This is a genomic window from Sandarakinorhabdus oryzae (assembly GCF_009733735.1).
GTDB classification, from domain to species: domain Bacteria; phylum Pseudomonadota; class Alphaproteobacteria; order Sphingomonadales; family Sphingomonadaceae; genus Sandarakinorhabdus; species Sandarakinorhabdus oryzae.
Map to the genome: position 1 here is coordinate 1 of NZ_WNJP01000054.1, position 16,890 is coordinate 16,890.

At 66.2% G+C, this 16,890-nt stretch carries 15 protein-coding genes; 5 read left to right on the forward strand and 10 right to left on the reverse strand.

Going from position 1 to position 16,890, the window contains the following annotated elements:
- Window positions 1-126 precede the first annotated feature (126 nt).
- Window positions 127-378, reverse strand: a complete 252-nt coding sequence (locus GJ693_RS07345; protein WP_156255674.1) for a DUF6489 family protein — start codon at window positions 376-378, stop codon at window positions 127-129.
- Between GJ693_RS07345 and GJ693_RS07350 the strand changes: the two genes are divergently transcribed.
- Both GJ693_RS07350 and GJ693_RS07355 read left to right on the forward strand, forming a co-directional pair.
- A complete protein-coding gene (locus tag GJ693_RS07350) occupies window positions 359-526 on the forward strand; it encodes a hypothetical protein (RefSeq protein ID WP_156255675.1) in 168 nt (55 codons plus the stop codon). The genes GJ693_RS07345 and GJ693_RS07350 overlap by 20 nt on opposite strands.
- A complete protein-coding gene (locus tag GJ693_RS07355) occupies window positions 523-1,488 on the forward strand; it encodes a quinone oxidoreductase family protein (RefSeq protein ID WP_156255676.1) in 966 nt (321 codons plus the stop codon). Before GJ693_RS07350 ends, GJ693_RS07355 begins: the two co-directional genes overlap by 4 nt.
- Window positions 1,489-1,492: 4 nt before the next feature.
- On the opposite strand, the gene GJ693_RS07360 is transcribed toward GJ693_RS07355, so the two are convergent.
- From GJ693_RS07360 to GJ693_RS07380, 5 genes are all read right to left on the reverse strand, one after another.
- Entirely contained in the window at window positions 1,493-2,146 is a 654-nt protein-coding gene (locus GJ693_RS07360; RefSeq protein ID WP_197042035.1) for a YjbE family putative metal transport protein, read from the reverse strand.
- Between the two features lie 46 nt (window positions 2,147-2,192).
- A complete protein-coding gene (locus tag GJ693_RS07365) occupies window positions 2,193-3,599 on the reverse strand; it encodes a M20/M25/M40 family metallo-hydrolase (RefSeq protein ID WP_156255678.1) in 1,407 nt (468 codons plus the stop codon).
- A gap of 10 nt (window positions 3,600-3,609) precedes the next feature.
- A complete protein-coding gene (locus tag GJ693_RS07370) occupies window positions 3,610-5,013 on the reverse strand; it encodes a M20/M25/M40 family metallo-hydrolase (protein WP_156255679.1) in 1,404 nt (467 codons plus the stop codon).
- Between the two features lie 2 nt (window positions 5,014-5,015).
- On the reverse strand, window positions 5,016-6,419 hold the full coding sequence (locus tag GJ693_RS07375; RefSeq protein ID WP_156255680.1) for a M20/M25/M40 family metallo-hydrolase: 1,404 nt from the start codon (window positions 6,417-6,419) through the stop codon (window positions 5,016-5,018).
- 121 nt (window positions 6,420-6,540) lie between these two features.
- Window positions 6,541-6,906 (reverse strand): YunG family protein, encoded by a 366-nt coding sequence (locus GJ693_RS07380; protein WP_156255681.1) that lies wholly within the window; start codon window positions 6,904-6,906, stop codon window positions 6,541-6,543.
- 196 nt (window positions 6,907-7,102) lie between these two features.
- On the opposite strand from GJ693_RS07380, the gene GJ693_RS07385 reads away from it, so the two are divergent.
- Window positions 7,103-8,608 (forward strand): M20/M25/M40 family metallo-hydrolase, encoded by a 1,506-nt coding sequence (locus GJ693_RS07385; RefSeq protein WP_156255682.1) that lies wholly within the window; start codon window positions 7,103-7,105, stop codon window positions 8,606-8,608.
- Between the two features lie 105 nt (window positions 8,609-8,713).
- Window positions 8,714-9,340, forward strand: coding sequence for a hemerythrin domain-containing protein (locus GJ693_RS07390; RefSeq protein WP_156255683.1), 627 nt, complete (start codon window positions 8,714-8,716; stop codon window positions 9,338-9,340).
- A 58-nt stretch (window positions 9,341-9,398) separates the two neighbouring features.
- On the opposite strand, the gene dapD is transcribed toward GJ693_RS07390, so the two are convergent.
- Window positions 9,399-10,220: a 2,3,4,5-tetrahydropyridine-2,6-dicarboxylate N-succinyltransferase gene (gene dapD / locus GJ693_RS07395; RefSeq protein ID WP_156255684.1), complete on the reverse strand. Its 822-nt coding sequence runs from the start codon at window positions 10,218-10,220 to the stop codon at window positions 9,399-9,401.
- Window positions 10,217-10,891, reverse strand: a complete 675-nt coding sequence (locus GJ693_RS07400; protein ID WP_156255685.1) for a pyrimidine 5'-nucleotidase — start codon at window positions 10,889-10,891, stop codon at window positions 10,217-10,219. Before GJ693_RS07400 ends, dapD begins: the two co-directional genes overlap by 4 nt.
- Window positions 10,892-11,118: 227 nt before the next feature.
- On the opposite strand from GJ693_RS07400, the gene GJ693_RS07405 reads away from it, so the two are divergent.
- Window positions 11,119-13,686 (forward strand): TonB-dependent receptor, encoded by a 2,568-nt coding sequence (locus GJ693_RS07405; RefSeq protein WP_156255686.1) that lies wholly within the window; start codon window positions 11,119-11,121, stop codon window positions 13,684-13,686.
- A 133-nt stretch (window positions 13,687-13,819) separates the two neighbouring features.
- On the opposite strand, the gene GJ693_RS07410 is transcribed toward GJ693_RS07405, so the two are convergent.
- Both GJ693_RS07410 and GJ693_RS07415 read right to left on the reverse strand, forming a co-directional pair.
- Window positions 13,820-15,961 carry a patatin-like phospholipase family protein gene (locus GJ693_RS07410; RefSeq protein WP_156255687.1) on the reverse strand — a complete coding sequence of 714 codons (2,142 nt, stop codon included), beginning with the start codon at window positions 15,959-15,961 and terminating at the stop codon, window positions 13,820-13,822.
- 130 nt (window positions 15,962-16,091) lie between these two features.
- On the reverse strand, window positions 16,092-16,890 hold a 799-nt coding region (locus GJ693_RS07415; protein WP_156255688.1), incomplete at its 5' end, for an alpha/beta hydrolase.

The window sequence follows — 16,890 nt, forward strand, 5'->3', positions numbered from 1 at the left end:
GGCAGGCGGCCGGCGAGGGTGCGCACGGCGGCAAAGGCTGCGGGGCCGGACAGGCGGATGACGGCAAGCGCCGCGGGGGGCCGGCCGCTGGCCAGCGCCGCGATGGTGTCGGTCATGATGCTGATGTCAGCCTTTCGGGGGCTTGCCGGCCGCGGCGCCGAGCCCGGCCATCATCAGTTTCTGCCACTGTTCAAAACCGCCGGCGATGCCGGGCGCCCAGGTCTGGATCATGCGCTGCCAATCGGCCGGAGTGATGCCGTCGGTCATCGCCGATTTCATGCGATCGAGATAGACGTCGTGCAGGGGCGCGAGATCGGGCAGGCCGAAAAAGGCGCGGGCCTCTTCGGGCGTGCAATCAATGTCGAAACTGATCTTCATCTACGCTTTGCCTCTTTTCGTCGGCCACCAAGGCATTAGTGTAGCGGGCGAACGGGAGGCACGGCAAGCGATCGCCGAGTCGGCTTCTTGGTTCAATGAAATCAATGCGTTACCGCGCAGCATGGCGCAAATGGGGAGCAAGGGATGAAGGCGATCCGCATCGACAGCGCCGGCGGGCCAGAGGTGATGCAGTGGCAGGACATCACGCTGCCGCCGCCGGGGCCGGGTGAGGTGCTGTTGCGGCACACCGCGATCGGGCTGAACTTCATCGATACCTATCACCGTTCGGGCCTGTATCCGATCGCCTGGCCGTCGGGCCTGGGGCTGGAAGCGGCCGGCGTGGTGGAGGCGGTGGGTGACGGCGTGACGCTGCCGGTGGGCACGCGGGTCGGCTATTGCTGGGGCCCGATCGGCGCCTATGCGACGCACCGCAACATTGCCGCCGGCGCGGTGGTGCCGCTGCCCGATGGCGTGAGCGACGAGATGGCGGCGGCTGGCCTGCTGAAAGGCTGCACCACCGAGTTCCTGGTGGAGCGCTGTGCCAAGGTGCAGGCCGGCGATTGGGCCCTGGTGCCGGCGGCGGCGGGCGGCGTTGGGCTGCTGCTGGTGCAATGGCTGAAGCTGGTGGGCGCCACGGTGATTGCGGTGGCCGGCACCAAGGAGAAATTGGCGCTGGCGGCGGCGCACGGGGCCGATCATGGCGTGCTTGATACGGCCGATGTTGCGGCTGAGGTGCGCACGCTGACCGGCGAACGCGGCGTCGACGTGGTGTTCGACGGGGTGGGCAAGGCGAGCTGGGAAAGCTCGCTCGACAGCCTGAAGCGGCGTGGGTTGCTGATCAGCTTCGGCAATGCCTCGGGCCCGGTGGCGGGCGTGGACCTGGGAATCCTGGCACGCAAGGGGTCGCTGTTCACGACGCGGCCGACGCTGTTTGACTATTATGCAACGCCTGAGGAGCGGCAGACGTATGCGGGCCGTGTGCTGGAGATGATGGCGTCCGGCGGGCTGAGGCTGGCGATCAACCAGCGGTACAAGCTGGCCAACGCGGCCAAGGCGCACGAGGATCTGGCGGCGCGGCGCACGACGGGATCGACGGTGCTGGTGCCCTGAAAGCCTACATGCCCATCATCGGCTGCACCATGGGCGCGACTTCGTGCATGCCCTCCCAGATCATCTTGAACGCGACATAGACGATCACGACAAGGCCAATATAGGCAATCCAGCGATAGCGCTCGATATACTGGGCGATGATGTTGGCGGCGATGCCCATCAGGGCGACCGACAGCACCAGGCCGGCGATCAGGATATCGGGATGTTCGCGCGCGGCGCCGGCGACGGCGAGCACATTGTCGAGGCTCATTGACACGTCGGCCAGGGCCACTGACCAGGCCGCGGCGGCAAAGCTCTTGGCCGGGGGCGGTGCATCGTGGGCGACGAAATCATCGGATTCGCCCGGCGCGTCGATATAGGCGGCGCGTGGGTTGATTTCCCGCCACATGCGCCAGGCCACCCACAGCAGCAGCAGGCCACCAGCCAGGATCAGGCCGACGATCTGCAGCAACTGGGTGACGGCCAGCGCGAAACCGATGCGCAGCACCAGCGCCGCCATGATGCCGATCAGGATCACCTTCTTGCGCTGCGCCGCGGGCAGCCCGGCGGCGAGCGCGCCGACCACGATGGCGTTGTCCCCGGCCAGCACGACATCGATCAGCACCACCTGGCCAAAGGCGGCCAGGGCTTCGGGCGTGAGCAGGTGGGCGATGTCCATGACGCTGATGTAGGCGGTCAGCCGCCCCGGCGCCAGTGCGACGGGCTCATTTCGGGTTGGCCAGCGCCACCACCAGATCTGACAGGTAATCGCGGCCCTTCATCAGGCTCTCCACCTTGATGCGTTCGTTGAGGCCGTGGATGCCGTTGCCATCGGGATCGATCAGCGTGCCGGGTGCGCCATAGATCGGGATACCGATCGGCATGATGTAGATGGCATCGGTGGCGCCGGTGGACATCATCGGCAGGAAGGGCGCGCCGGGGAAATGCCTGGCGGCAATGGTCTGCATCGGGCCGATGATGGATGGCGTCATCGGCGGCGAGGCGGCAACCGAGCGGACGGGCGGCTTCAGCGTCACCGTCACCTTCGGGTTGGCGATCAGCCGCTCGAACACTGCCTTCACCGCATTGGGATCGGTGCCGGGGAACATGCGGCAATTGACGTTGGCGCGGGCGCGCTGGGCCAGGGCGTTTTCGGCATGGCCGGCCTCCAGCAGGGTGGCGACGCAGGTTGTGCGCAGCACGCTGTGGTTGGTCGGGTCCTGGCTGATGATGGCGTTGGCCTCGGCGTCTTGCGGATTGGCCAGCAGGCGGGTGATGGCGGGGCCTATTGGCGCAGGCAAAGCCTTGGAAAGCCCGGTGAAATAGGCACGGGTTGTGTCGTTGAACTGCACCGGGAAGTCATAGGTGTTGATCGCCACCACGGCGCGGGCGAGGTCGGTGATGGCATTGTCGGGCCGCGGCACGCTCGAATGGCCGCCGGGGTTGGTGGCCTCCACCCAGAAATTTTGCACCGTCTTCTCGCCGACCTGCACGGCCAGGCCCTGCACCTTGCCATCATCGCCATAACGGCCGCCGCCGCCTTCGTTCAGGCCGAATTCGGCGCTGATCAGATCGGGGCGGTTCCTGGCCAGCCAGTCGGCGCCGTTGAAGGCATAGGTGGTCTCCTCGCCGCAGGTCAGCGCCAGTTTCAGCGTGCGTTGCGGCGCCTTGCCGGCCTGCTTGATGCGGATGAGCAGATCGGCCCAGATCGCGGCCTGCGCCTTGTCGTCAAAGGTGCCGCGGCCATAGAAATAGCCGTTCTCCTCGATCAGCTTGAATGGGCTGCGCGTCCAGTCTTCCGGCTTGGCGGCGACGACGTCGAGGTGGCCGAGCAGCAGCATCGGCTTGGCTTTCGGGTCACTGCCCTTCAGGTGGACGACGATGCCGCCTTCCTTGGGGAACTCCGGCACGCTGAACTGGGTGATGTCGGCATCGCTGAAGCCAGCGGCCTTGAAACGCACTGCCAGCTTGTCGGCGAGCGCGGTGCAGCTGCCGGTGGTGACGCTGGTGTCGGTCTCCACCATCTCCTTGTAGAGCGCGCGGAACGCCGGCTCGCCGGGCTGCTTGCTGGCATATTGGGCACTGGCTGCCGTGGCGGTGAGCAGCGTGGCGGCGAGGAAAAGGGCACGCATTTTCAGGTCCTTACTTGGCGGCGTAGGCGGTGATCAGATCGAACAGATAGTCGCGCTCCTTCATCACGCCGGCGACGGAAATCCGCTCGTTGAGGCCGTGGACGCCGTTGCCATCGGGCATGCCGAAGCGGCCGGGCATGCCATAGGTGGGGATGCCATTGGCATTGAGATAGCGGCCGTCGGTGGCGCCGGTCGCCATGGTCGGGATCAGCGGGATGCCGGGGAAGTGCTTGGTCGCCAGCGCGACTGCCGGACCATAGACCATGGGCGAGAGCGGCGGTGGCGGCGCCGGCGTGTCGGGATTTTCCGAGGCGCGCGGCGTCACGCTGATGGTGGGATCGCCCAGTCGTTCGGCGATCTGGCCGCGCACCTTCTCCACGCTCTCACCGGGGAACATGCGGCAATTGACATTGGCCTGCGCGCGCTGCGGCAGCGCATTCCGGGCATGGCCGGCATCGAGCATGGTCGCAACGCACGTGGTGCGCAGCGTGGAGTGCCAGCCCGGATCCTTCGACACGATCGCCTCCGCCGCGCTGTCGGCCGGATTGGCGAGCAGCGCCTTGATGGCGGCGGCGGTGGGCGCGTCGCTGATCTTCGCCATTTCGCTGAAATAAGCGCGCGTGGTGTCGCTCAGGATCACCGGGAAATCATTCTTGCTCAGCCGCACCAGCCCGGCCGCCAGTTCATAAATGGCGTTGTCGGGCCGCGGGCGGCTGGAGTGGCCACCGGGGTTGCGGGTTTCCAGCACGAAATCCTGGTAGACCTTCTCGCCGGCCTGGAACGCCAGGCTCACGGGCTTGCCCGTGGCATCGGCCTTGCCGCCGCCGCCTTCGTTCAGGGCAAACTCGGCCTCGATCCAGTCGCGGTGGTTCTTCACGAGCCATTCGGCACTGTTGAACGGCCCGCCTTCCTCGCCGCAGGTCAGCGCCAGCTTCACCGTGCGCCTGGGCGGTTTGCCCTGCTTCAGCCGGATCATCGCGTCGGTGAAAATGGCGCCATGCGCCTTGTCGTCCGAAACGCCGCGGCCATAGAACCAGCCGCCCTCCTCGATGAAAGTGAAGGGGTCCCGCTCCCAATCGGCGCGCTTGGCCTCCACCACATCGAGGTGCGACAGCAGCAGGAGCGCCTTGGCCTTCGGATCCTTGCCCGGCAGCGTGGCGACCAGCCCGCCATCAAGCGGACGCTCTGCGGAGCCGGGGAACAGCTTGATATCGGCATCCTGATAGCCCGCCGCCTTCAACCGCGCCGCCATCCGCTCGGCGGCGAGGTTGCAGCTGCCGGACGACACGGTGGTGTTGGTCTCCACCAGTTCCTTGTAGAGATCGCGAAACGCCACCTGGTCCGGGCGCAGTGGCGCCTGGGCGAGGGCGGTCGTGGAGGTCAACGCGGCCAAGGCCGCCAGCATGATGCGCATTGTCATTTCCCCTTCACCCCGGCCAGTTCGCGGACGAGGTCGTACAGATAATCGCGGCCGTGCATGAGCCATTTCACCGAAATGCGCTCATTGAGGCCGTGGGCGTTGGTGCTGCCGTCAGACAACAGGCCGGGCACGCCATAGGTCGGCACCCCGGCGGCGATCAGGAACCGGCCATCGGTGGCGCCGGTGGACATGGTCGGCACGATCGGCACGCCGGGGAAATAGCGCTTGGCCAGCTTTTCCGAGGCGCCCAGCACCGTCGCCAGTTTCGGCACCGGGTTGACCGGGTTGAACGGCGGCACCGCGGTCACGCTCACCGGCGCATCGCCCACCGCCGCCTTCAGCTGGGCGGTGACGAACTCGACGGAATCCGACGGGAACATGCGGCAGTTGATGTTGGCCCGCGCCCGCTGCGGCAGCGCGTTGATGGCATGGCCGCCCTCCAGCAAGGTCGCCACGCAGGTGGTGCGCAACATTGAATGGAAGCGCGCATCCTTCGACACGATGGCATCGGCGTCGGCATCGGCCGGATTGGCCACCAGCCGCAGCATCGCCGCGCCCATCGGGCCGGGCATCGTGGCGCTCACGCTGGTGAAAAAGCCCTTGGTCACCTCGTTGAAGCGCACCGGGAACTCATGCGCGGCAATGCGGTTGAGCGCCGTGGACAGCGCATAAATGGCATTGTCGGGCCGCGGCACGGAGGAGTGGCCGCCGGGGTTCAACGCCTCCACGCGGAAATTCTGGCTCACCTTCTCGCCGGCCTGCAGGCTCAGCGCCAGCGGCGTGCCATCCGGCTTCAGGGCGCCGCCACCCCCTTCGTTCAGGGCGAAATCGGCCTTGATCCACTCCGGGTGCTTCTCGATCAGCCAGCGCACATTGTTGATGCGCGCGCCCGATTCCTCGCCGCAGGTCAGCATCAGCTTGATCGTGCGCGCCGGCCGGGCCCCGGCCTGCTTCAACCGGATCATGGTGTCGGAATAGATCGCCGCCTGCGCCTTGTCGTCGGCGCTGCCACGGCCATAAAACCAGCCGCCCTCCTCGACCAGGGTGAAGGGATCGCGCACCCAGTCCTCGCGCCGCGCCTCCACCACGTCCAGGTGCGCCAGCAGGATCATGGCGCCTTGCTTCGCATCACTGCCCGGCAGCGTCGCGATCAGGCCACCATCCAGCGGCAACCCCTCCGGCACGAACAGGTTGAGATCCGCCTCGGCATATCCCGCCGCCTTCAACCGCGCCGCAATCTGTTGCGCCGCCAGCGTGCAACTGCCGGTGACATGATCGGTGTTGGTCTCCACCAACTCCTTGTAAAGCGACCGGAACGCCTGCTGATCCGGCCGCACCACCTGCGCGCTGGCGGGAACGGCAATGCTGGCGGCCAACAGGCCGGCAAGTGCGAGACGCATGGAAAGACCCCTCTTGAACCTGCGCGCATCAAAGCGGGGCGGGGGCGGCGTGGCAAGGGACAAAGGGGATAGGAAGCGGGCCTCTGGCGGGCAGGGTCTCGGGCCCTGCACCCGTTTGTTTTCAGGTCCCCCGCAAGCGAAATGATAGGGCGCGATATTTCTCAGGCGTTGTGTCGCGCATGGCGGCCTCACGCGACGATGGATTGTCTTCAAAGGGAACAGGCTCCGCAAACTGGCCGATCGTCAAATCCCAACGCACCCCGTCGATCAGATTGTAGAAGTGCGTGCCTCCAACGGTTCTTGTCGTGAGAATTTCGCCCCCGAAGTGGTCTTGAACAATCAAGGCGGTCACGCTGCAATGATTTTTCGCGGGATTGCTCGCCGTCCAGCCGTCAAGCGGGCTGGCCGTCTCGGCAGACCAAGCTTCCTGCAGTCTCCGATATAGTTCCAGTGGATTTTCAAAGGCATTTCGTTGGGTGGCGGGCATATGTCCTCCGATTGCGCTTTGCGTCGCTCCATACAGTCAGACCTCAGGATGAGCCAGCATGCCGGCCAAAAACAAACGGGTGCAGGGACTGAGTCCCTGCCCGCCGGAGGCACCCTTTCTTCCTCTTGGCAGCTTGACGCGCCCTCCCCCGCGCGGGACACCAAGGCAAATCACGGCACCAAATGGGGGATCGAACATGCGTCGAATGATGATTGCGCTGGCGTTGGCCACGGTGAGTGTATCGGCGGTGGCGGCGCCGGGGCCGTCCACGCCGAAGCGGGCGGCGTTTGCGGCGGCGATTGCGGCGCGGCATGACCGGACGGTGCAGGATCTGCGCGACTGGATCGCGCTGCCGACGATTGCGGCGATGGGCATGAATGTGAAGGAGGGCGCTCAGTATATGAGCAAGCTGGCCCTCGATGCCGGCTTCAGCCAAGCCAAGGTGGTGGAATCGGGTGGCGTGCCGGCGGTGCTGGCGACGCTGGATGCCGGCGCGCCGGTCACGCTGGGCATCTACATGATGTATGATGTGAAGCATTTTGACCCGGCGGAGTGGTCGTCGCCGCCGCTGGAGGGTCGGCTGGTCGATCGGCCCGGGGTGGGCCAGGTGATCGTGGGCCGCGGCGCGGTCAACCAGAAGGGGCCGCAGACGGCGTTCCTGGCGGCGTTGCAGGCGTTCAAGGCGACCGGGCGCAAGCTGCCGGTGAACCTGGTGCTGATTGCGGAAGGCGAGGAGGAGATTGCCTCCACCAACCTGCCCAACGTGGTCGCCAATCCGGAGGTGGCGGCGGCGCTGAAGCGGACCGTGGGCATCATCGGCGCGTCGTCGTTGCAGAACAGCCAGGGCACCGCCGGCATCAGCCTGGGCGCCAAGGGCGCGGTGGAGTTCCAGCTGATCGTGGGCGGGGAGACGAGTGATCGCTATCCCAAGGCCGATGTGCATAGCAGCGTGCACGCGCGGGTGGAAAGCCCGGCGTGGCGGCTGGTGAAGGCGCTCGACACGCTGGTCGCCGATGATGGCCACACGCCGACCATCGATGGCTGGTTCGAGCATGTGGCGCCGCTTACGCCCCGGCAGAAGGAGATCATCGCCGAAGGGCTGAAGGGCACCAGCGAGGCCGAAGCCAAGGCGGCGGTGGGTGTGGGCCGCTGGATCAACGACGAGGATTATCAGACCAGCACCGAACGTCTGGCCAGCCAGCCGACGGTGAACATCCAGGGGCTGGTGAGCGGCTATATGGGACCCGGCGGCAAGACCGTGCTGCCCAGCCGGGCGGAGGCCAAGCTGGAGTTCCGGCTGGTGCCGAACATGACGCGGGCCGAGGCCGAGGCGAAGCTGAAGGCGCATCTGCTGAAGCGCGGTTTCGATGACGTGAAAGTGGTGGTGAGCGGCGGCTATGGCCCGAACCAGACCGACGAGAATGCCGCGCTGGTGACGGCGCAGCGCCGCACGCTGGAGAAGGAAGGCATCCCCTATCGCCTGATCGTGCGCAACGCCGGCAGCTGGCCAGGCGCCATCTTCAACGGCGCCCCGCTGAATCTGCCCACCGGCCAGTTCGGCCTCTCGCGCGGCAACGGCGCCCATGCGCCCAACGAATGGTATCTGATCAAGAGCAGCGACCCCAAGGTGGCGGGGATCGACGAGGCGTCGCTGGCGTGGGTGGACCTGCTGTACGAGGTCGCGGCGGCGGCGAAGAAGTAAGGGGGGGCCTGGGAGGCCCAGACTTTTCTGCTGCTTGTCAGCCCGGGGCAGGCTGACCGGAAAGCCGGACGAACCCAGCGCAGTCCGGGAACATTTGCGTGCGACGTGGGTTTGATCGTCATGGGAAAAGGAGATTTCACCATGACGGATACGAGCGCACGCAAGACGGAGATGAAGACGGCGATGGGCAAGGGCGGCACGTCGGCCTTGATGGCCGGGGTGGCGGGTTTTGGCCTGGGCATGATGGTGTCGGCCGGCCGCAAGGCGGCGGCGCAGGCGGCGACGTTTGCGGCAGGGGACTGGTTCGAGGGCTTGAAGGCTGAGCACCAGGTGGCGCGGGGCTTGCTGGAGAAACTGGCAGCGACGCGCGAGGAGGACATGGCCAAGCGCGCGGCGCTGGTGTTCGAGCTGCAGCATGCAATGGGCAAGCACCAGGTGCAGGAAGAATATGTGGTGTATTGCGTGGTCGCCGCGCATGGCCAGGCCGACGTCGCGGAGAGCCTGAACGCGGATCATTTCGAGGTGAAGCAGGGGCTGTATGAGCTGGAGATGATCGGCAAGGAGAAGCGCCCGGGCTTCCTGGAGAAGGTGGCTGCCATCCGCACGGCGTTTGAATCGCATGTGCGCGAAGAGGAGGACGAGGTTTTCCCGGCGTTGCAGGTGATGCTGACCGACGCAGAGAAGACGGCGTTGACCAACCGCATGAACCGCGAAGGGTTCAAGGTGGCCTGAGCCGATTGCAGATGAAGCACCTGTGGGGCCGGGCGCAATCCCGGCCCCACAGGCGTGATCAGTCGCGCAGCAGTTCGTTGATGCCGGTCTTGCTGCGCGTCTGCGCGTCCACCGTCTTCACGATCACCGCGCAATAGAGGTTCGGCCCTGGCGTGCCGTCGGGCAGCGGCTTGCCGGGCAGTGAGCCGGAGACGACCACCGAATAGGGCGGCACGCGGCCCATGTGGATTTCGCCGGTGGCGCGATCGATGATCTTGGTGCTGGCGCCCAGATAGACGCCCATCGAGAGCACGGCGCCTTCGCCGACGATGACGCCTTCGGCGACTTCGGCACGGGCGCCGATGAAGGCGTTGTCCCCGATGATGACCGGGTTGGCCTGCAGCGGTTCGAGCACGCCGCCGATGCCGGCGCCGCCGGAGATGTGGACATTTTCGCCGATCTGCGCGCACGAACCGACCGTGGCCCAGGTATCGACCATGGTGCCCTTGCCGACACGGGCGCCGATGTTGACGAAGCTGGGCATGAGGACGGCGCCGGGCGCGATATAGGCGCCGCGGCGGACGACGGCGCCGGGGACAGCGCGGAAACCGGCAGCGCGGAAGTCCGTATCATCCCAATTGTCGAACTTCAGCGGCACCTTGTCGTAGAAGCCGGCGTGACCGAAGCCGGGCATCACCACGTTGTCGTGCAGGCGGAAGCTGAGCAGCACGGCCTTCTTCAGCCACTGGTGGGTGGTGCCGTCCGGCTCGGCAACCCGCAGCGTGCCGGAATCGAGCCCGGCCAGCGCCAGGTCAACGGCTTCACGCAGTTCGCCGTGGGTGGCGCTGTTGACGCTGCCGCGCTCTTCCCAGCCGGCGTTGATGATGGCTTCGATGGTCATGTCGGCTCCACTTCAGTGAGCACCTCGGCCAGGAAGGCGGCGAGGTCGTTGATGCGATAATCGATATGGGCATGGCCAACATCGGGCCCCTGTTCGCTGCCGTTGTCGATCCACACGGTCGTCATCCCGATTGCCTTGGCGGGCGCCAGGTTGCGCGCCATGTCCTCGACAAACAGCGCGCTTGTGGGGGTGATGCCGTGGGTCTGGCACATGTGCAGATAGGCCGGCGGCTGCGGCTTGGGCACATAATCCAGCGCGTGGATATCGTGCAGCGCGTCGAAGGCGTGGGTGAGGCCGAGGCGTTCGAGCACGCGTTCGGCATAGGGCGCATCGGCGTTGGTGAAGACAAATTTTCGGCCCGGCAGCCGGCTGATCAGGTTGCCGAGTTCCGGGTGCGGGCGGATCACTTCCAGATCGACATCGTGAACCTGGGCCAGGAAATCGTGCGGATCGATATTGTGCAGGGCCATCAGGCCGGGCAGCGTCATGCCGTGCGAATGGAACAGGCCCTTCTGGATGCGGTGGGCTTCGGCGGCGTCCACGTTCAGCAGGCGCTGGATATAGAGGCCCATGCGCGCATCGATCTGCGGGAACAGCGACGAATGCGCCGGGTAGAGCGTGTTGTCGAGATCGAAGATCCACGCGTCGATATGGGAAAGGCCGGTGCGCATCGCGGCTGGCCATAGGCGCAATGGCCGGCGCTGTCATGAGGGCAATTCGGCTGAGGCCGGCAGAGGCGACTGTTGCGCTGCAGCAACAGTCGGCCATGTCATCTTTCTGTCACCAAATGGCAACAGGCCTGCAACCTGATTGTCGCGTCCCTGTCACGGACGGTCATTAGGGCGGCGCCAAGGGCGAACAACCGCAATTTTTCTGTCATCAAGACAAGGACCCCCAAATGAAGACCGCCAGCAGCGTGATGGCCATCGCCATCGCCAGCCTTTCGTTCACCACCGCCGCTTTTGCCCAGACCGCTGAAGCACCGGCGCCCGCCGCCGACGTGGCGCAGGCTGCCGACGAGGGGATTCAGGAAATCGTGGTGACCGCCACCAAGCGCGCCACCAACCTGCAGCAGACGCCGATCTCCATCTCGGTGCTGGGCGGCGCGGCGCTGAAGGAGCGCCGGGTGCAGAGCCTGCTCGACCTCGCGGATGGCGGCGTGCCCTCCCTGCGGGTCGCCACCTTCGAAGCCCGCCAGTCAGCGCTGACCATCGGCATTCGCGGCATCGTGCCGCTCGACGCCAACCAGCCGGCGCGTGAGCAGGGCGTTGGCGTCTATATCGACGGCGTCTATCTCGGCCGCCAGCACGGCCTCAATGCCGCGCTGTTCGATGTCGAGCGTATCGAGGTGCTGAAGGGCCCGCAGGGCACGCTGTTCGGCCGCAACACCGAAGGCGGCGCGCTCTCCATCGTCACCAAGGAGCCGACCGGCGAGTTCGGTGGCAATGTTTCCGCCGGTTACGGCAACCTGGGCGCCTACACGCTGCAGGCCCACATCGATCTGCCGGCTGTCGCCAACATCGCCGTCAAGGTGGACGTGGTGAAGCAGTACCAGGACGCCGTGACCGCCAACCCGCTGCCTGGCCAGGTTGGCTGGGGCTTCTTTGATCGTGAAGGCGTGCGCGTGGCCGCCAAGTGGTCGCCGGCGGACGGCATCAGCAACACGCTGAGCTTTGACGGTGCGCGTGACAAGAACTCGCCCTTCTACAGCCAGCTCTTGAACTACAACCCCAACAACTGCCTGTCGGGCGGTTCCAACACCACGCCGCTGGCCATTCCGGCCGGCAGCACCTGCGTGACGCCGGGCACCGCCTTCACCGGCACCCGCGGCACCGTGCAGCCGCTGCTGCCCGGCGTCGTCGTCAACGGCAGCACACTGATGCGCACCGCCGACATCGGCGTGCCGCAGGCCAAGAGCGTCGATGAAACCTTCGGCATCACCAACATGTTCAAGTGGAAGGTGGCGCCGGAGATCGAGATCCGCTCGATCACCGCCTGGCGCGGTGTCGATGTGGAACAGTGGGACAATTCGGGTGGCTATCACCGCGTGCCGGTGGTGGCGCCGGGCTGCACCGGCAACGCTTGCAACTTCAGCCGCTATTCCAACGCCAACCTGCGCCAGCGCCAGTTCAGCCAGGAACTGCAGGCGGTCGGCACCATCGGCAAGGTCGATTATGTCGCCGGCCTCTATTATTTCAACGAACGGGTGAGCGATGACGCGTTCACGCCGAACTCGATGGCCATCCAGGGCTATACCACGGCCGGCCAGACCAGCGGCTACTCCTATGTCGTGCTCAACAGCTGCACCGGTTCGTCGGGCTTTGGCTGGGATCCGGGCTGCCGCTCGATCGACCGCGCCAGCGCCGTGCGTTCGCGCAGCTTTGCCGCCTATACCAACGTCACCTGGAACATCGATCCCAGCCTGCACCTGACCGTGGGCGGCCGTTACACCAAGGACAAGAAGCAGGGCGCCCTGCTGATCTCGCGCAACGTCAACTATGTCACCAACCCGACGGTGGCAGCGGCCAACGGCTACACCCCGCTCGACAAGACGTGGAACCGCTTCGATCCGGTTGCGACCCTGGCCTATGACGTCAACGACGATATCCACGTCTATGCCAAATATGCCTCGGGCTATCGCGCCGGCGGCGCCAGCAGCCGCACGTCCAACTATCAGGCGTTCGATCCGGAACAGGTGAAGTCCTACGAAGTCGGCTTCAAGTCGGAATTCTTCGACCGCCGGGCGCGCTTCAACGTGGCCGCCTATTTGATGGATCGCACCAACAGCCAGGTTGACCTGTCGACCATCCAGCCGACAGCATCGGGCAACTTCAACAACCTGGTGACGATCAACGCCCCGGGCACGACCAAGATCCGCGGCATCGAAGCCGATCTGACGGTCAATCCGTTCGAAGGCCTGACCCTCGCTGCCTCCTATGCCTACACCTACACCGACATTCCGCTGGTGCCGGTGACCTATGTGGAGCGTACCTCTGCGGGTGTGCCGACCGGCAACGTCACCACCGTGCCGCAGAAGTTCTACATCGTGTTCACCCCGCGCAATGCCGCCAGTGGCTCGATCGACTATGCGACCCGCATCAGTGCCAACAGCGACACCAAGGTGAAGTTCCACCTCGACGCCAACTATGCCCAGGCGACGCAGACCTTTGACCAGTTCGCGACCAAGGCCGATGCCTCGTTCGTGGTCAATGGCCGCATCAGCCTGACCGACGTCAAGCTGCCGGGCGATGCCAAGCTGACGATCAGCGCCTGGAGCCGCAACCTGTTCAACAACCAGTATGTCTATCGCCGCGACCCGTCGAACAGCCTGCCGTCCGTGCAGACGACGGCGGTGGCCGGCGTGCCGAATATCCTGCTGGTCGGCAACAACAGCAACGTGCTGGGTGATTACGGCAACTTCAACATGCCGCGCACCTTTGGCGTGGAAGCCAGCGTGCGCTTCTGATCGGTTGGGCAGCGGGCCAGCTGGCGGGTCGGATCGCCAGCGGGCCGCGCCGCGCCACCTGAGACGGAGGAATCAGGCCGGTTGGGGTTATCCCAGCCGGCCTTTTTGTGCACTGCGGCATGGCCGCCGCGCTTCAGTCTGTCGCGGGCGCTGACGGTGGTGGGGGTTCGGCACGCCGGCTGGCGCGGGGATCGCTTTCGGCCGGGCGCATGCGGAGCAGGTTGAGCGGCCGCAAGGCAGCAGCGACCGGATCGGGTGCCGGCACCACCAACGCGCCGATGCTGGCCAGCATGGTGGCCACCTGGCGGAAATGCGGGTCGGTGACGACGGCGCTCACGGATGGCCACCGCTCCGCAAAGCGACCTGAAAGCAGGTCCTGCGCGGCCAGAAAGCCATCGGTGCGGATGCGGCGGTGGTTGGCCCAGGTGAGCGTAAAGCGCGGGCGATCGGGGTCATCGAGCGGATCCACCGGATCCTCGCGGCGGAAACGGCAGGCCAGGACCGTGCCGGCATAGACGCCCTTCTCGTTGAGCGTGGTGATGGTCTGCGATGGCATGCTGAGATTGAAGCCACCTTCGCTGCCGGCCAGGCGCACGTGGATGATGCGGTCGCGCATGCCGACCTGGTTGTAAAGACTGACATCGCCCCAAGTGCGGGCGGTTTCGACCACGCGCAGGCCAAGGCCAGCCAGCCGTGCCAGCGCGGTTCCGGTGGCGGGTTCCTTGTAGAAGGTCACACGGTCGCCATCGGCAAACGGCATGATGAGGTCGGCCAGCACCTGGCCTTCGCTGCGCTCGCGGGTGCCGCCCAGGGTGCGGACATTGCCGGGCACCGCCTTGCCGCGGATCGCGGCGCCGTCGAGCTCGCGATACTCCTCGATGGACAGATCATCGTCCGGGTACAGCAGGTTGATGGCGAAGGTGGGTCGGCTTGGCACGACCGAATCGAACAGGTGGATGGGGAAATTGGAGGTGATGCCGCCATCGGAAAGATAGACCCGCGACAGCACCGGCCGGCGTTCGTCCTGCACCTCGGGTCTGCCCACCCAGCGCAACACCCACAGCGGCAGCGGGGTGAACAGGCCGGGAAATGCCATGGAGGCACGCGTGCCGACGAGGATCGGGATGTGGCGGCCCTTCGGCAACAGGCGCAGGCGATCGCCCAGGTCGCCGTGGGCGGCGGCGGCTTCGATCACGTCCTGCGTGCGGTAACCCAGGTCATCGGGCATCGGATTGCTCCGGATCTGCCACGCCCTGGCTGCCAGCGCCTGCAGCACCGGTTCGGGGAACAGCCGCACCCATTCATCGGGATCATAGAACAGCCGCTGATTGTCCGGCAGGAAAGGGAAGCTGGCCGATTGCACGCGGTTGAGATCGCTGCAGACCAGCACCAGATCGATGGCGCGCGGCCCATAGGCGCTGGGCTCCGCATCCAATCCGAGCGACCACAGCTTGCCGAACGTCAGCACCGCTTCCGGCCGATCGGCGTCGTGGCCGGCCAGCGACTGGATGGTCTGGTGCAGCCAATGCGTGAGCGAGGGCACCTGGCGCTGGTTGATGGTGTGGGCCGGCAGCGCCAGGCCGGTGGCGAGGCCAAGACCATTGGCCACCACGGGTTGCAGCAGGCGGTTGACCTCATCCAGCGACGGGCTGACGGCCTGGGCCAGGCTGCCGCGCAGGTTCCACCAGCCGGTCGCGGCAAAGCTGGCCACCGTTGCCAGCCCGGTGGCCAGTCCCTGCCAGCCAGCGCTGCATCCGCTGGTGAGCAACCAGGCCAGGCCAGCAGCGGCCAGTGTTTCGAGGATCGTTGCAGCGGCGGTGAGGCGCAGGGCGCGACGGGCGCTATCCGGCAGCGTGGGGCGGGCGGCGCCGATGAGGGTGAACAGGGCAGCGGGCCGGCTATTGAGCAGGCCCTTCAACGCATCGAGCAGCGGCGCCGTGCCCGGATCACCGCAGAACATCGCATCCAGTCGCGAGGCGCCCTGATCGGTGGTCGCAGCCAGTTCCCTGTGCAGCCAGGCCATGGTTTCGCGCGCGTTCGTATTGCGCCCGGTGCGCAGGCCATATTCCATCGCAGCCGCCGCCACCGCGCCAATGGCGCCGGCCGACGTGCCACCAATGTTGCGCAGACGGTAGGTTTCCGACAGCGTGGCGATGGCCCCGGGATAGACCAGCCCGCTGGTTACGCCGCCCTTCATGATCAGATCGCAATCGAGGGCTCGGCCCTGTGCGTCGCCATCAAGAGTGATTGCCGGGATTGCCTGCGGATCGGTCATGACGCGCTTCCCCCCGGAAACAGCTGCGTGGATCGACCCTGAGCAACAATGTGCCACGGCTGGACCGCAAAGACCAAGCCGTGATTTTCCCCTAAGCCGCCGCTTGTTCGATTTCAGTTGGGACGGGCTTTCAGCCCAGTCTGGTCTTCAACCAGGCTGCGGCTTCGTCAAGCGCCAGATCGGCGCCTGGCAGCAGGCCGACCATCGACAGGAAGCCATGGGTCATGCCGGCGTGGCGGCTGCAGGCAACGGGCACGCCGGCCGCCGCCAGTCGGGCGGCATAGGCCTCACCCTCGTCGCGCAGCACGTCATATTGTGCGGTCTGCACCAGCGCCGGCGGCAGGCCGGACAGGTCTTCGCGCAGCATGGGCCGGGCATCGGGGCCATCGCCGCCATATTGCCCCCAATACCAGCGCATGGCGGCGGTGGAGAGGCCATAGCCTTGGTCATTCTCGGCATAGCTGGGATAGCGCACCGGATCGGGATGATCGGTGACCGGGTAGATCAGCCACTGTCCGGCAAGATCGGGCGCGTGTGCCGCCACCACCGCGGCCAGGTTGCCGCCCGCCGAATCGCCGGCAACGACGATACGTGATGCATCAAGGCCATGGTCAGCACCCTGCGTGCGCACCCAGGCCAGGCCGGCCAGGCAATCGTCAACGGCGGCCGGGAAGGCATGTTCGGGGGCGAGGCGATAATCGACCATCACCACGGCCGCGTCGGTGGCACGGGCGACGGCCACCGCGATGGGCTGGTGGGTGTCGTTGTTGCACACCACCCAGCCGCCGCCGTGCAGGAACAGCACAACCTTGTGCGGGCCAGGCGTGGCCGGGCGGATGATGCGCAGCGGCAAGCCGTCGTGGACAAGATCCTGCCGGCCCGCCGGCAGCGGCGCGGCGGCGAGCAGCGGGCCGACCCGGGCCTGCATG